The sequence below is a fragment of the Nocardioidaceae bacterium SCSIO 66511 genome (assembly GCA_023100825.1).
Taxonomy (GTDB): domain Bacteria; phylum Actinomycetota; class Actinomycetes; order Propionibacteriales; family Nocardioidaceae; genus Solicola.
This window is the reverse complement of the sequence record CP095846.1, coordinates 2942888-2956389: the sequence shown is the minus strand read 5'-3', so window position 1 is coordinate 2956389 and position 13502 is coordinate 2942888. Positions and strand designations below refer to the sequence as shown.

13 protein-coding genes are annotated in these 13502 nt (G+C 66.7%); 2 read left to right on the top strand and 11 right to left on the bottom strand.

The annotated features are described in order from the left end of the window. Window positions 1–64: 64 nt before the first annotated feature. On the top strand, window positions 65–649 hold the full coding sequence (locus MU582_13860; GenBank protein ID UPK73521.1) for a TIGR03086 family metal-binding protein: 585 nt from the start codon (window positions 65–67) through the stop codon (window positions 647–649). A 475-nt stretch (window positions 650–1124) separates the two neighbouring features. On the opposite strand, the gene MU582_13855 is transcribed toward MU582_13860, so the two are convergent. Genes MU582_13855 through MU582_13810 form a run of 10 tightly spaced genes read right to left on the bottom strand, consistent with a single transcriptional unit; the run spans window position 1125 to window position 11738 of the window. Then, a complete protein-coding gene (locus MU582_13855; GenBank protein ID UPK73520.1) occupies window positions 1125–2321 on the bottom strand; it encodes an AGE family epimerase/isomerase in 1197 nt (398 codons plus the stop codon). Window positions 2322–2326: 5 nt separating this feature from the next. Next, a complete protein-coding gene (locus tag MU582_13850) occupies window positions 2327–3256 on the bottom strand; it encodes a dihydrodipicolinate synthase family protein (protein ID UPK73519.1) in 930 nt (309 codons plus the stop codon). Beyond that, window positions 3253–4434, bottom strand: coding sequence for a galactose oxidase (locus tag MU582_13845; protein UPK73518.1), 1182 nt, complete (start codon window positions 4432–4434; stop codon window positions 3253–3255). The genes MU582_13850 and MU582_13845 overlap by 4 nt, the downstream gene beginning before the upstream one ends. Next, entirely contained in the window at window positions 4431–5624 is a 1194-nt protein-coding gene (locus MU582_13840) for a glycoside hydrolase (GenBank protein ID UPK73517.1), read from the bottom strand. The genes MU582_13845 and MU582_13840 overlap by 4 nt, the downstream gene beginning before the upstream one ends. Further along, the gene (locus tag MU582_13835; protein UPK73516.1) at window positions 5621–7069 is read right to left on the bottom strand and encodes a sulfatase-like hydrolase/transferase; all 1449 of its coding nucleotides are present in this window, start codon (window positions 7067–7069) and stop codon (window positions 5621–5623) included. Before MU582_13835 ends, MU582_13840 begins: the two co-directional genes overlap by 4 nt. Continuing rightward, window positions 7066–7749 carry an FCD domain-containing protein gene (locus MU582_13830; protein UPK73515.1) on the bottom strand — a complete coding sequence of 228 codons (684 nt, stop codon included), beginning with the start codon at window positions 7747–7749 and terminating at the stop codon, window positions 7066–7068. Before MU582_13830 ends, MU582_13835 begins: the two co-directional genes overlap by 4 nt. Then, window positions 7746–8666 carry a dihydrodipicolinate synthase family protein gene (locus MU582_13825; protein UPK73514.1) on the bottom strand — a complete coding sequence of 307 codons (921 nt, stop codon included), beginning with the start codon at window positions 8664–8666 and terminating at the stop codon, window positions 7746–7748. Before MU582_13825 ends, MU582_13830 begins: the two co-directional genes overlap by 4 nt. A gap of 23 nt (window positions 8667–8689) precedes the next feature. Then, the gene (locus MU582_13820; protein ID UPK73513.1) at window positions 8690–9523 is read right to left on the bottom strand and encodes a carbohydrate ABC transporter permease; all 834 of its coding nucleotides are present in this window, start codon (window positions 9521–9523) and stop codon (window positions 8690–8692) included. Next, on the bottom strand, window positions 9520–10464 hold the full coding sequence (locus MU582_13815; GenBank protein UPK77174.1) for a sugar ABC transporter permease: 945 nt from the start codon (window positions 10462–10464) through the stop codon (window positions 9520–9522). Before MU582_13815 ends, MU582_13820 begins: the two co-directional genes overlap by 4 nt. Before the next feature lie 5 nt (window positions 10465–10469). Then, entirely contained in the window at window positions 10470–11738 is a 1269-nt protein-coding gene (locus MU582_13810; GenBank protein UPK73512.1) for an extracellular solute-binding protein, read from the bottom strand. Between the two features lie 126 nt (window positions 11739–11864). Between MU582_13810 and glnA the strand changes: the two genes are divergently transcribed. Beyond that, entirely contained in the window at window positions 11865–13202 is a 1338-nt protein-coding gene (glnA, locus tag MU582_13805; GenBank protein ID UPK73511.1) for a type I glutamate--ammonia ligase, read from the top strand. Window positions 13203–13334: 132 nt separating this feature from the next. Here glnA and MU582_13800 read toward each other — a convergent pair whose 3' ends face one another. Further along, window positions 13335–13499: a hypothetical protein gene (locus MU582_13800; protein UPK73510.1), complete on the bottom strand. Its 165-nt coding sequence runs from the start codon at window positions 13497–13499 to the stop codon at window positions 13335–13337. Window positions 13500–13502 lie beyond the last annotated feature (3 nt).

The window sequence follows — 13502 nt, the reverse complement described above, 5'->3', positions numbered from 1 at the left end:
CGGGAAGCGCTGTCGGTACCTACCTGCAGACTGCAACTCACCACTGACGAACCGAAGGAGTCTCATGCCTGCCACGTCCGACAGCCTTGATCCGCGGCCGCAGTTCACCGCCGTGCTCGACCAGGTCGAGCGTCAGATCGAGGCATTGACACCGGACGACCTCGGTCGACCGACGCCGTGCGCCGAGTACGACGTCCGGACCCTCCTCGCACACCTCGTCGCTGTGATGCGCAAGCTGATCCGCGCGAACCATGGGGGTGACACGACCCAGGTGCCCGACCCGGCCGACGACCTCAGCGGCGAGGAGGGCGAAGCCTTCGGCAAAACACGCGCCGAGCTCGAGGACGTCTGGGCTCCCGACTCAGAGCTCGCCAAGAGCTGCACGATGCCATGGGGCACGCTGTCCGGTCGCGAGCTCCTGGACGCGTACACCCATGAGTTCACCGTCCACTCCTGGGACCTCTCCCGAGCGACGGGCCGCGACGATCGGCTCGACCCGACTCTTGCCCAGATCGCACTCGACTGGTACGCCGAGAATGTCCCCGCCGAGGGGCGAGGCGAGGGCGGGCCGTTCGCCCAGCCCGTCGCGGTTCCGGCAGACGCGGACCCGTACACCCGGCTCGCTGGTTACGTCGGTCGGCAGGTGTAACGGGCGGTGCGTCGGTGGGTGGTGCTTTACCAAGTAAACATGGCGAAACTCCGCTTTGCATGGCAGGGACACCGTGCAAAGTGAACGGTTGCCGTGCTCGTTGGTACGTACGTGGCTGCCGTGGCAGGAGTCCACTCGCTCGCGCCGACCGTCGTGCGGTTTGCCTTGGGACCAAGGCAAACCTCAGCCCGCAGACGCACGCCCCAATGCAAACGGTCACGGTCCCAAGGGTCACTTCCCGTGGACAGTACCAACCGTCCTTGGGAAGTCCCCGACTTTACCCTTCAACCACGCGAAAGTGGCGGGAAAGCCGCCAAGCAACCGAACCGAAGTGGCACCTCCGCGCGTCGCCGCGTCTTTACCCAACGGAAGTAGCGACGAAGGTCGGCAGCGAACCGGAGCCGGGCAGACGGGTGGCCGAACGAGTAGAAGCCGAAAGCCGACAGCAAAGTTGATTCGGCGGGGACCGACAGAGTCAGGCGAGCGACTCGGCCAGCGTCGGCGCGAGGGGTGCGTCGGGCAGCAGCATCGCGTTGACGATGTGGTACGCGTCGGGCTTGCCTGACCACGTACGCGTCGACACGCGCAGGTCTTCGCCGAGTTCGTGGTACCAGCTGCCGGTCGCTCGGTCGACGAAGTGCTCGTCGATGGCGCGCCACCACCGGTTCGACTCCTCGGGGCCGATGGAGCCGCCCGTGCGTCGCGCCAGGGTGTCCGCGGCGGCGACGGCCTCGGCCAACACCCAGTGGAACCGCTCACGTACAACCGGCGTGCCTGCCCAGTCGGTGGTGTAGACGAACGTGTCGTCGACCGCGCCGTCACTGACAGCGGTCGTGAACAGCGACACCGCTGCGTCGACCATCCATGCCGGCGGATCGTCGAGCGCTGCTTCGAGCTGGAGTAGGAGGCGCGCCCACTCGAGGCCGTGCCCGGGCGTTGCGCCGTAGGGGCGGAACGGGTCAGCGGGGGCGTCGAGGTTGTAGTCGAGATCGACGTTCCAATCGGCGTCGAAGTGCTCCGGTAGGCGCCAGGAGTTCGCACGCGCTGCGTTGTTGATGAGGTGCTCGCAGATCGACAGCGCTCGGTCACGCCACACACCGTCATCCGTCGCATCGGCGGCGGCCAGGTACGCCTCGACCGTGTGCATATTGCTGTTGGCGCCTCGGTACGACTCCGGCTGCGACCAGTCGGCGGTCCACGACTCGCGGCAGCGGCCGGCAGTCTCCTCCCAGAAGCGATGAGCGTGTACGTCCAACGCCGACTCGAGGAGTGTGTGTGCACCGTCGACGTCGGCGCTCGCCGCGGTCGCCGCGGCGAGTACGACGAACGCATGCGGGTAGCACGACTTCGTCGTCGAGGACGGTTCGTGCTTCGTGGTCACCGACTCGTACCAGCCACCGTGCTCCTTGTCCGCGAACAGCTCCGTGATCGCTCGTACGCCATGCAACGCAAGGGGATGCGTACGCTCGTCGAGCAGCGACGCGAGCGAGAACACGTACGTCATACGCGCGTTGATCCACAGCTCCAGCTCACGAGACGGGTCGACCGCGCCGGAGGCGTCGAGCCAACCGAAGCCGCCGTCGGGCAGCGCCGATTGTTCGGCGAAGCGCAGCACGGCGTCCAGTTGCTCCTTGCGCCACGGCTTCGAACCGGGCAGATGGGACACGGACACGACGATCACTCTCCGAACAGCTCGGGCAGCAGGGCGTTGGCGCGTCGTCGCGCAGGCAGGACGGCGGCCTCGGGTGCGGAATCGTACGGCCAGCGGATCCGCAGGCCGACATCGGCCCATTCGCCGACCGCGGCGAGGAACTTGTCGAGGGCCGGGTTCGACAGTCCACGACGTTGCAGCGGGGCGATCTGCTCGTCGAACAGGGTCGCGATCCTGCGCTCGACATCGAGGCCGGCGGCCGGGTCGTCTCGCAGCAGCGAATACCACCGGACCGCACCAGCAGGGGAGAGGGCCGCGATGTTCGAGTAGCTGCCGGCCGCTCCTCGGGTCATCCCGGTCGCGAGCCGGTGGCCGGGTACGAAGACCGCGCAGCGTTCGAGCACCGCGTGCATGGAGTCGTACCAGCCCGCATCGCCGTCGGCGACCTTGATGCCGATCAGCGACGGTGCGGCGTCGAGCAGCCTGGTCAGCAGGGCGGGTGTCGCCGAGGTCTTCGCATGTGGCGGGTTGTAGAGGACGATCGGAACCGGCGCCGCGACCTTCGCGATCCGACGTACGAACGTCGCAACCTCGTCGTCAGTCAGCGGCAGCCAATCGGGGAGTACGACCTGGTACGCGCCGGGCGAGAGGTGGCGCGTACGCCTGATCCGCTCGATCGTTACCTGTGCGACCGGATGACTGGCGCCGAGCTGAAACGCCTTGCCCGTACGAGCGCACGCGGCTGCGAGGACCGCGCTGACCCGGTCGTACTCATCCTCCGAAAGGGTGTGGAACTCGCCGGCCGTGCCGTGTGCGTACACACCGTCGAGCTCCGACGCCGCGAGTACGTCGACCTCGCCGCCGAGCCGGTCCCAGTCGATACCGTCACCGGAGTCGATCGGGAGCAGCACCGAGCCCCACACCCCGCGCAACGAGGCCGTCGTGAGTGGTGTCATCGACCGATCCGCCACACCGCGGGCGTGCGGACACCCGGGCGTACCTCCCCGCTTGCGATGACCAGATCGCCGTCCCACTCGATCGCCGGTGTGGTGACCTGCGGCGGTCCGGCGAACTGCCCGGCGACCGTCCAGCGGTCGCGCCGCACGTCGTACCGGAGCACGTCGGTGTTGAAACCGGTGTGGTGGTCGTAGATCCAGGTGACGGCGTCGCTGCGGCCGTCGGCGGTGAGTTGCTCGATCTCGTTCCACCGCTCGACGTCACGGTCTCCGGCGTACGCGGTGATGCCGTGCCGGTCGCCGATGGCCACGCCGGCCATGATGCACCACGGCAGATCGGCGAGCCGACTCCAACGCGCGCGGCGCGGGTCGTAGGCGTAGGCGTCTTGGTAGAGCGTCCACGATCCGTCGTCGTGCTTGGCCCGGCCGGACATCAGATAGAACCGCTTGCCGTCGGATGCGGCGACGGCGACGGTACGCGGGTCACCGGGCCAGGTCGGCAGCGTGCGCCATTCAGCGGACCGCTTCGCGAGGTCGAGTGCGTAGAAGGTCGAACCTTCGGCGACGAACACAGTGCTGCCCACCAGCGCGGCCGAGCCGTACGACAACGGCCGGGGGAGAGGTGGCAGGTCCTCGCGGACGAGGTCGTGGCCGTCGAACCGCAGTCGGAAGACGTCGGCGAACTTCTCAACGGTGGCGACTGCCGCGCCGTTCGGCCCGCCGCGGAATCCTTCGCCGCCGATGACTATGACGCCGTCCGGTGTGCTCACGCAAGCCGCGTACGCGATCGCATCGCGCAGCTGCAGCTGGGCATCCAGCCACTCGTACGAGCGACCCTTGCGGCGCAGTACGAACGCGTCGTTCCAGTAGACCTTGCCCAGCTCCGGTGATCGACTCGCCGTGAGTGTCGGCTCGGGGAAGTTCGCGCCGCCGCCGACGATCAGATAGTCGCCGTGCGCGCCTGCCACCGGGCCGGCGAGACCGAGCTGGGTCCAGTACGACTCGCCGACCGGGATCTTCTCCGACCAGTCCGTCGTGTTCGCCGGCACATCGGGCAGGCGCTCCCAGCGTTGGCCGTGCGGTGCCCGGTGGCTCGATCCGGCGTACGTGGGCGACCCCGCGAGTAGGCTCCCGATCCCGACTCCGCTCGCCGCCAGGACGGTACGTCGCGCGGTCATCGCAGATCACTCAGATCGACGCGCTCGAAGGTGATCGTCTCGTACGTGTCGCTCTCGCCCGTCTCGTAGAGCAGACCGACGTGATTCCCACGCAGCTGCACGAGATCGGAGTACGCAGCGGGCGCATCCGAGACGGGGTAACGGTTCTCCCACGTCGTGCCGCCGTCGTCGCTCACCCGGATCGCCATCGCGGCGCGGCTGTCGGGGTCGGACGGACCGGCGTACAGCAACGGCCACCCGGCTCCTCGTACCTGTAGCACGCTGCCCTGAACGACGGGGCCGACGAGGCCGGCCTGCGGGGTGTACGGGGTGTCGAGCGTTTCGCCACCGTCGGTGGAGATGCCGTCCGCGCGAGTCTCGGGTGAGGTGCCGTTTTGGTCGCGGGCGTTGAAGTAGAGACTGCCGTCGCGGCGTTCCGCGACGGTCGACTCGTTGGTGTTCAGCTCGCCGTCGAACGTGTCGTCGCTGAAGCCGATCTGCCAGGTGCGTCCGCCGTCGTCGCTGTAGAGGCTGTGCGCGCCGTAGTACTTGGCCTCTTGACCCGTGTCGGACGAACCCTCAGGCGGGGCGCTGGAGTGGTTGGCCGGTACGACCAGCCGGCCACGGTGCTCGCCGCGAGTCAGCGCGATCGAGTGCCCGGGCCCGGTTGCGTACCAGCGCCAGTCGGCTCGCTTGGCGGTCGACGTGATCTCGCGCAGCGCGCTGAACGTACGCCCGTTGTCGCGACTGCGTTGTACGAACACCCGGCGGCTGTCTTCAGGCGGGACCTCGCCGCGAAGGATCTCTGCTTCACTGGCGGTACCGGCGTTGCGTGTCGTGAGCAGGACGAGGTCACCGGTACGCGGATCGACAACGGGGGAAGGGTTTCCGATCGTGTTGTCGCCCTGATCGGCGACGACCTGCTGTGGCCCCCACGTGCACCCGCCGTCGTGGGAACGCCGGCGTACGACATCGATCGAGCCGGCGTCCGAGCGCGTCTCGCGGCCCTCGGCGAACGCGACGAGCGTTCCGTCGTCTGCGCGGACGACCGACGGAATGCGGTAGATCTCGTAGCCGCCTTCGCCGGAGGTGAACGGGACGGACTCGGTGCACTGCGTCGGCGGAGACGCAGAGTTCGCGGTGCCCGCGGGCACCGCGAGTGCGCATGCCGCGACGACGAGGAGCGTCAGTGGTCGATGGGTGAATCTCATGGCGCATTCCCTTCGGTGGATACGGATTGCGGCCCGAGAGGCAGGTAACGGTAGGTGCCGTCCTGCGCACCGGTCATGGTGAAGTCATCGGTCTGTTCGGCCGTCGCCCAAAGCAACATCGTGAGGCGTTCGAGCACGTCGCGGTACGCGGGATCGTCGGCGAGGTTCTCCTGCTCGTACGGGTCGGTTGCGAGGTCGTAGAGCTCGTCGAAGTCGAACGCGTTGAAGACGTACTTGTAACGCTCGTGCCAGACCACACGCTGGGTGTATGAGAAGCGCTGTCCGTGCAACTCCGCGATCGCCGAATCGCGCGGAGTCGACTCGCCTTGCAGGGTTGGCATCAGGTCGACGGCGTGGGCGTCCAGCGTCGCACCGCCGAGCAGCGCGAGGGTTTCGGCGACGTCATGGGACTGAACGATGTCGTCGACGACTCGACCACCGGAGATACCTCGTGGCCAGGACACGATGAGCGGTACGCGGTAGACCTCTTCGAAGGCGGGAACGCCCTTGAGTAGAAGTCGATGGGCGCCCATCAGGTCGCCGTGGTCGGAGGTAAAGACGACGAGGGTGTCGTCAAGCTGTCCGGCGTCGTCGATACGGCGCAGCAGGCGGCCGACCTGGGCGTCGACCATCGAGCACAGCGCGTAGTAGCAGGCGGTCGCCGTGCGGAACTCGTCCGGCGACAGGTCGGCCCACACCGTCTGTTGGCGACGGTAGATCGCCGGCCGACTTGCGAGATCGTCGTCGAAGCTTTCCGGTAGCTCGATTGCCCCCGGCTCGTAGAGGTCGAAGTACGGACGTGGCACGACGTACGGCTCGTGCGGCGCCTTCGTGCTCACCATCAACGCCCACGGGTCGTCGCCGGTGACCGCGTCGTCGAGGAACGAAAGCGCGTTCGACACAGTGAAGTGCTCGAGTGTCGACTCCTCGGGCTCGTCGGTGACGCCGTACAGAGGCAGATCGCGATAGCCGGGTTGGGTGACCGTCTTACTCGGCTCGCTGATGGCCGGCTTGGGCCCGAGCCCGAGCGACGTGCGATGCGCGAGGTAGTCGGCACCGGGCTCGCGGTACGCGCCGGACCGCTCGAATCCGTACGCGCGCATGTCGTACGTACGCTCCACGTGCCACTTGCCGTAGTAGCCGGTGTGGTAGCCGGCCTTGCGCAGAACCTGGCTCCACATCGGTAGGTCGTCAACGAGATCCGCCCGGTACCGCGGGACCGCGTGTTCGACGTCGACCATGCCGTGCTGGTGGGGCAGTAGTCCGGTCATGAAGCTCGCTCGCGCGGGCGAGCAGACCGGGCTGGGGGAGTAGCAACGGCGGAAACGTACGCCGCGCTCGGCAACCGCGTCGAGATGTGGCGTCAGGCATGGGTCGCCCGACGAGACCGTCGCCGCCTGCTGCTGGTCGCTCATCACTACGAGCACGTTGGGTCGTCGGCTCATGAATCAGCGCCGCCGAGCTTCGCGGCGCGGTCGCGCACGTCGTCGAAGTGTTCGCGCATATGAGTGATTGCGGCACTGCCGTCGCCGGCTTGCAGTGCTCGGACGATTCGCAGATGGGCCTCGCCGCGGTCCTTCTCCGGTCGGCCGGGTATTGCGTCGCCGAGTCGTACGAACAGCTCCCAGAACAGCTCGATCAGGTTGTCGACGAGGGGGTTGGACAGCGGCCGGTAGAGCGTGAGATGGAAGTCGCGGTCGATCTCCTCGAACGACTCGCCACGCTGTTCCAACTCGATCATCTGCTCGGCGAGCGCGGCGCAACGGTCGAGTGCCTCATGGGTGTCCATCCGGGCGACGGCCGGCATCAGCCCGACCTCCATCGCCTCGCGGGCGGTGAGGATCTCCTCGAGTCCCTGGCCGAGCTCCGCGAGTCCGTACGGCAGTTGCTCGATGACCGGCCGGAATGAGAACTCCGCGACGAACAGGCCGTTGCCGGGCTGTGCCTCGATCACCCCGAGCGTCTGCAGACTGCGCGTCGCCTCACGCAGAGACGGCCGGCTGACCTCGAGCTCCGTTGCGAGAGTCGCCTCGGGCGGGAGTCGGTCGCCCGCGCGCAGACCGCGTTCGCGGATGAAATCGCGCAGCCGGCTCTGCGCCTCGAGGTAAATCGGGCTGCGTTTCACACCGCGCCCCCGTCATTGACGGCATCGGCGACTGCGTCCTTCAACGACGGCAGCAGGTCGTCGATCGCTGCCAGTGCGGGCTGGTCGAGCGGCCCCCACGGCAGGCGCGGGCGACCTGCGTCCGGGCTCAGCCGGTTCATCAGCTCCTTCACGAAGCCGAGGCCGCCATGTCGACCGCTCACCTCGGCGATGTCACGGAACGGACGGTGCAGGTCGTACGCGCGGTCGTGTTCCCCGCGGTCGTATGCTTCGACGACGCGATGCGCAACCGGTGCGAGGCCATTGAACAGGCTGCCGATGACGGCGGTCGCGCCGAACGCAAGACCGGCTGGGAGTAGCTCGTCGCGGCCGAAGAACACCGTCATGCCGTTGTGTGCCCGGCGGGTCCGGTCGAACTCCATCAGGTCCTCGTCGGTGAACTTGACCGCCTGGAACGTCGGGATGTCGACGGCTGCGCGGGCGGCGATCTGGCTCGGCAACAGCGTGGAGCCGGTCATGCTCGGGATGTGGTAATAGCAGAACGGCGTACGAGGTGCGGCCGCAGCGACACCGCCGAGGTGCTGCACGGACAGATCGATCCTCGGTGCCTCGCCGTAGTACGGGGCGACCGCTGCGATCAGGTCAACGCCGTGCTCCTCCGCGTGCGTGGCAAGGGACTTCGCTTCCGCGAGGTCGTTCGAGCCGACCTGAGCGCCGAGCCCGAACCCTTCGGGGCGTACGTCTGCCCACGCCTCCACGACTTGCATGCGCTCCGCAGCGGAGAGAGCGGGGAACTCTCCGGTCGTACCCGTCACGAACGCGCCGAAGACGCCGTTCTCCTTGAGGTGGCGGGCCTGTTCGGGGATCACCGAAACGTCGAGCCTGCCGTCCGCATCGAACGGTGTCGTTGTTGCGGCCCAGATCTCGAGTCGGCTCATTGGTGGTCCTTTCGGGTACGTGGTCAACTCTTCGTCGCCCCCTCGGTGAGGCCGGCCACGATGTAGCGCTGCAGGAAGATGAAGACCAGGATCACCGGCAGCGCGATTATCGCGGAGACAGCCATCAGGTCGTTCCAGCGCGTGCCGAAGGCGTTGGTGAGCCCGGCGAGGACGACGGTGACTGGCTGGAACTTCTCGTTGGTCGCGAGCGCAAGGCCGAAGACGAACTCGCCCCACGCCCCGAGGAAGCTCACAACGGCCACGGTGATGACACCGGGCGTACTGATCGGCAGTGCAACTCGGCAGAACGCGGTGAACTCGTTGCAGCCGTCGATCTTGGCAGATTCGACGATCTCGCCCGGAACGCTCAAGAAGAACGGTCGCAGGATCGTGACCGCGAGTGGGACGGCGAGTGCACAATTGGCGATGATCAGGCCGAGGTAGCTGTTCACCAGACCGGCGCTGCTGAACAGGATGAACATCGGCAGTGCGAGGTTCACCGACGGCACCATCTGCACGATCAGGAACAGCATCAGGAACACCGAAACGAAGCGCACACGCAGCCGCGCCAGTCCGTACGCCGCGGGCAGTGCGATGAGCAACGTGACCACCGTCGTACCGATGGCGATGATGGCGCTATTGGCAAGCCCGCGTGCGATATCGGAGTTCGAGAACACCGCGTTGTCGTACGAATCAGTGGTGGGCGGCAGCGGCACGAGGTCGGGTGGCGAGGCGAAGATGTCACCCGCCTCCTTGAAGGACGTGTTGACCATCCAGTACACGGGGATGAGGTAGACGATCGTCACGGCGAGCCCGAGTACGAACAGCCAGCGGCGCCGGCTCGTCGTGACATTCATGCGTGGTCCTCCTGACGCATCGTGCGGAAGTACGCGATGGAGAGCACGATGGGGACGACCATCAGCGTCGTGGTCGCGACCGCTGCGGTGTCGAACCGGGAGAACTCGAACGCCTCGTTGTACGCGTAGATCGGCAGGATCTCGGTCGCGCCGCCGGGTCCGCCGCCGGTCATCAGGAAGATCGTGTCGAACGTCTTGAACGTGAAGATGAAGATCAGCAGCATCGCGGTGAGGCTCACCGGCCGAAGCACCGGCATCGTGATTCGGCGGAACTGCTGCCAGGCGCCGGCTCCATCGATACGAGCTGCCTCGTACAAGGTTGGCGAGATGCCCTGAAGACCCGCCGATAGCAGGATCATCGCGAACGGAGCGAAACTCCACGCTGTCGCGACGGTGACAGCAGCGACGGCGGGGTTCGGCTCACCGAGCCAGAAGAGATCCTTGTCGAGCAGGCCGACGCCGCGCAGTCCGGCGTTGAGGAGTCCATAGCTGCCGTCGAGGATCCAGCGCCACACGTTGGCGCTCACCACTGTCGGGAGGATCCACGCGAGCAGGAGCAGTGCCCGCATCACGTTCCGGCCCGCGAAGGGGCGGTTGAACAGTAGCGCCAGGCCGAGGCCGATCGCGAAGGTCAGGATCACGGTCGCGAAGGAGTAGATCAGGGATACCTGCAGCGCGTGCCAGAAGTCGGCTCGGCCGAACTGGTCGCGGTAGTTGTCGAGCCCGACCCACTGCGCTCCGCCTGAGACCACCTCGCGAAGGCCGACGTCGAAGAAGCTCTGCGAGATGTTGTAGAGCAGGGGATAGACGACGGTGAGTACGACGAACGCGATGGCTGGAGCGAGGAATAGGTATCCCGCCGGAATGCGACGCCGGCGGCGCCTCGGCGGGGGAGTCGTCGCTGCCCCCGCCGAAGCGTCGCTGCGCTCGGTCGTGACCATGGCACTCACGACGCGGAGAGTGCCTCGTCGATATCGGACTGTGCCGTGCCCGCGGCATCGGCCGGGTCCGCCGAGCCGCTGATGGCGGCCTGTAGCGCCTCCTGCACGATCGTCAGTGCCTCGTCGGCGTGCGTCGCAAGGGCGCCTTGGGGTGCCCAGGCGTCCTGCAGCTGCTCCGCGAAGACCTTACGTACCGGATCCTCGTCCGTGCCGGGTACGTCGTCGCGTGCGGGTAGCTTGTTGCGTGCCGGCAGGTAGTCAGCGAGCACATCCGGCTTCTGCAGGTAGGTGATGAGATCCCAGGCCGCGTCGGCGTCATCGCTTCCCTCACCGATGGTGAGGTTCTCCGCGGACAGGAAGGTCTCACGGGTCTTGTCCTTGGGCAACAGCGCGACGCCCCAGTTCAGCTCCGGGTTCTCATCGCGCAGGATGCTCACATACGTTGCGGAGTTGATCATCATGGCCGCCTCGCCGTTCGCGAACTGGTTCTTCGCGTCCTCCTCGGTCCACGTCAGGAAGCCCTTCGACATGCCGCCGTCGTCGACCAGCGTCTTGAACGACTCGAGTGCCGTCGCACCGCCGCCATCACCGAAGTCCTCGATTGTTCCTCCGGCCGCGAGCGTACGAAGGACCACACCGGTCGCTCCCTGTGCGCCTTCGATACCGCTGACCGCGAGGCCGTACTTGCCCTCACGGCCGAGCTCGGCGGCGGTCTGCTCCATCTCGCTCCAGGTCGTCGGCGGGTTCAGGTTCGCCGCCTTCAGCAGGTCCTTGTTGTAGTAGACCGCGTACGCGTCGGCGACGTGCGGGATTCCGTACGTCGCTCCGTCGACCTGCGTCGTCTCCCAGCTGGTCGGGAAGTACGCATCCTGCTCGCCCCACTTCTTGACCCGGTCGCTGAGGTCGGAGATGATCTCGGCCTCGGCCATGTTCTGGGTGTCGAACGCGTTGATCAGCGCGACGTCGGGCAGCTCACCGCTGGCCGCGGCTTGGGTGAGCGTGCGGTTGAAGTCCTCGAACGGGATGTAACGGATGTCGATCTCGACGTCGTCGGATCGCGAGTCGTACTTCTCCAGCACGTCGTACAGCGGTGCACCGGTCGGCATCTTCTCGTCGCCGTAGTACTGCCAGAACGTGACCGTGCCGTCGGACGACCCTTCGGCGGAGTCATCACCGCCGCCGAAGCTTCCGCAAGCCGCGAGACTGAGAGGCAGGATTGCGGCGATCGAGACGGCCGCACTGAGTCGACGGCGGGGGTTGCGGGCTCTGCTCATGGCGTATCTCCTCCAGGCGTTATGAGCAGGGACAGTAGTAAGATGTCAGATATCTGTCAACTGTCTGGATGCGACTTCTCCGACCCCTGTTACACACCGGAAACACGGGGTGTCCACACTGAGTTCATGGGTAAGCAAGAGGAGTTCGTGCTCCGCGCGCTCGAGGAGCGCGACGTCCGCTTCGTCCGGCTCTGGTTCACCGACGTACTCGGCTCGCTCAAATCCGTGTCGGTCGCCCCGGCCGAGCTCGAGGGAGCCTTCGAGGAGGGCATCGGGTTCGACGGATCGGCGATCGAAGGCTTCGCGCGCGTGCACGAGGCGGATATGCTCGCGAAGCCCGATCCGACGACGTTCCAGATCCTGCCCTGGCGCGGTGAGACGCCCTCGACGGCACGGATGTTCTGCGATATCGCGATGCCCGACGGCAGCGCTTCGTACGCCGACCCGCGGCACGTGCTCAAGCGCGCGCTCGGCCGCGCAGCCGATGCCGGCTTCACCTTCTACACCCATCCCGAGATCGAGTTCTTCCTGTTCAAGGGCAAACCCGAGCCCGGCACTCGACCTGTGCCGATGGACGACAGCGGCTACTTCGACCACACCTCGCAAGGCATCGGACAAGACTTCCGGCGCGAGGTCATCACGATGCTGGAGTCGATGGGTATCTCCGTGGAGTTCAGCCATCACGAGGGCGCTCCCGGTCAGCAGGAGATCGACCTGCGCTACGCAGACGCCCTCTCGACCGCCGACAACATCATGACGTTCCGGGTCGTCGTACGCGAGGTGGCGCTGAGCGACGGCATCTACGCCTCGTTCATGCCCAAGCCGTTCTCCGAGTACCCCGGCTCGGGTATGCACACGCATATGTCGCTGTTCGAAGGTGACCAGAACGCGTTCTACGAGCCCGGTGCCGAGTACCAGCTGTCGAAGGTGGGCAGGTCGTTCATCGCGGGCATCCTCGAGCACACGCCGGAGATCACCGCGGTCACGAACCAGTGGGTCAACTCCTACAAACGGCTGATCTACGGCGGCGAGGCGCCGTCGTACGTCTCCTGGGGTCACAACAACCGGTCGGCGCTGGTACGAGTGCCGATGTACAAGCCCAACAAGGGCCCCTCGTCACGTATCGAGCACCGGGCCATCGACTCTGCCTGCAACCCGTACCTCGCGTACGCCCTGTTGCTGTCGGCGGGCCTGAAGGGGATCGAGGAGGGCTACGAGCTCCCGCGGGAGGCCGAGGACGATGTCTGGGCGCTGACCGAGAACGAGCGACGCGCGCTCGGCATCGCGCCGCTGCCGCGCAACCTCGACGAGGCGATCCGGATCATGGAGGGCAGCGAGCTGGTCGCCGAGACGCTCGGCGAGCACGTCTTCGACTTCTTCCTGCGCAACAAGCGCGCGGAGTGGCACGACTACCGCAGTCAGGTCACGCAGTTCGAGATCGATCGTCTCCTACCGCTGCTGTAACCCTTCCGCACAGTAAGAGGTCGCGACCTCTAAGCCCGTCGGGATCCGATCCGGGCCAATGAAGGTGGGAGCCATTGGCTTGAACCGAACCCCGACGGGCTGTCCCCCCGGGTGACTCGTCTGAGTGGGCGCTCAGGCGAGTCGATGTGCCGCGCGCCGGACGAGGGAGAGTGGTCGCGACGCGCGAGTGCGTGGTGTACGCGTGGTGCTTCGACGGTTGGTGAGCCGGCGGGCGTCGCGTACTCGGTACTCGATCGCCTCGCGGGCCACCGCATTGAGATGGGTGCTGGTGTACATCGA

Coding starts and splice junctions, on each gene's coding strand:
- MU582_13860 (UPK73521.1), top strand. CDS start 65: ATGCCTGCCACGTCCGACAGCCTTGATCCGCGGCCGCAGTTCACCGCC.
- MU582_13840 (UPK73517.1), bottom strand. CDS start 5,624: ATGAGATTCACCCATCGACCACTGACGCTCCTCGTCGTCGCGGCATGC.
- MU582_13825 (UPK73514.1), bottom strand. CDS start 8,666: ATGAGCCGACTCGAGATCTGGGCCGCAACAACGACACCGTTCGATGCG.
- MU582_13815 (UPK77174.1), bottom strand. CDS start 10,464: ATGGTCACGACCGAGCGCAGCGACGCTTCGGCGGGGGCAGCGACGACT.
- MU582_13835 (UPK73516.1), bottom strand. CDS start 7,069: ATGAGCCGACGACCCAACGTGCTCGTAGTGATGAGCGACCAGCAGCAG.
- MU582_13820 (UPK73513.1), bottom strand. CDS start 9,523: ATGAATGTCACGACGAGCCGGCGCCGCTGGCTGTTCGTACTCGGGCTC.
- MU582_13800 (UPK73510.1), bottom strand. CDS start 13,499: ATGTACACCAGCACCCATCTCAATGCGGTGGCCCGCGAGGCGATCGAG.
- MU582_13810 (UPK73512.1), bottom strand. CDS start 11,738: ATGAGCAGAGCCCGCAACCCCCGCCGTCGACTCAGTGCGGCCGTCTCG.
- MU582_13845 (UPK73518.1), bottom strand. CDS start 4,434: ATGACCGCGCGACGTACCGTCCTGGCGGCGAGCGGAGTCGGGATCGGG.
- glnA (UPK73511.1), top strand. CDS start 11,865: ATGGGTAAGCAAGAGGAGTTCGTGCTCCGCGCGCTCGAGGAGCGCGAC.
- MU582_13850 (UPK73519.1), bottom strand. CDS start 3,256: ATGACACCACTCACGACGGCCTCGTTGCGCGGGGTGTGGGGCTCGGTG.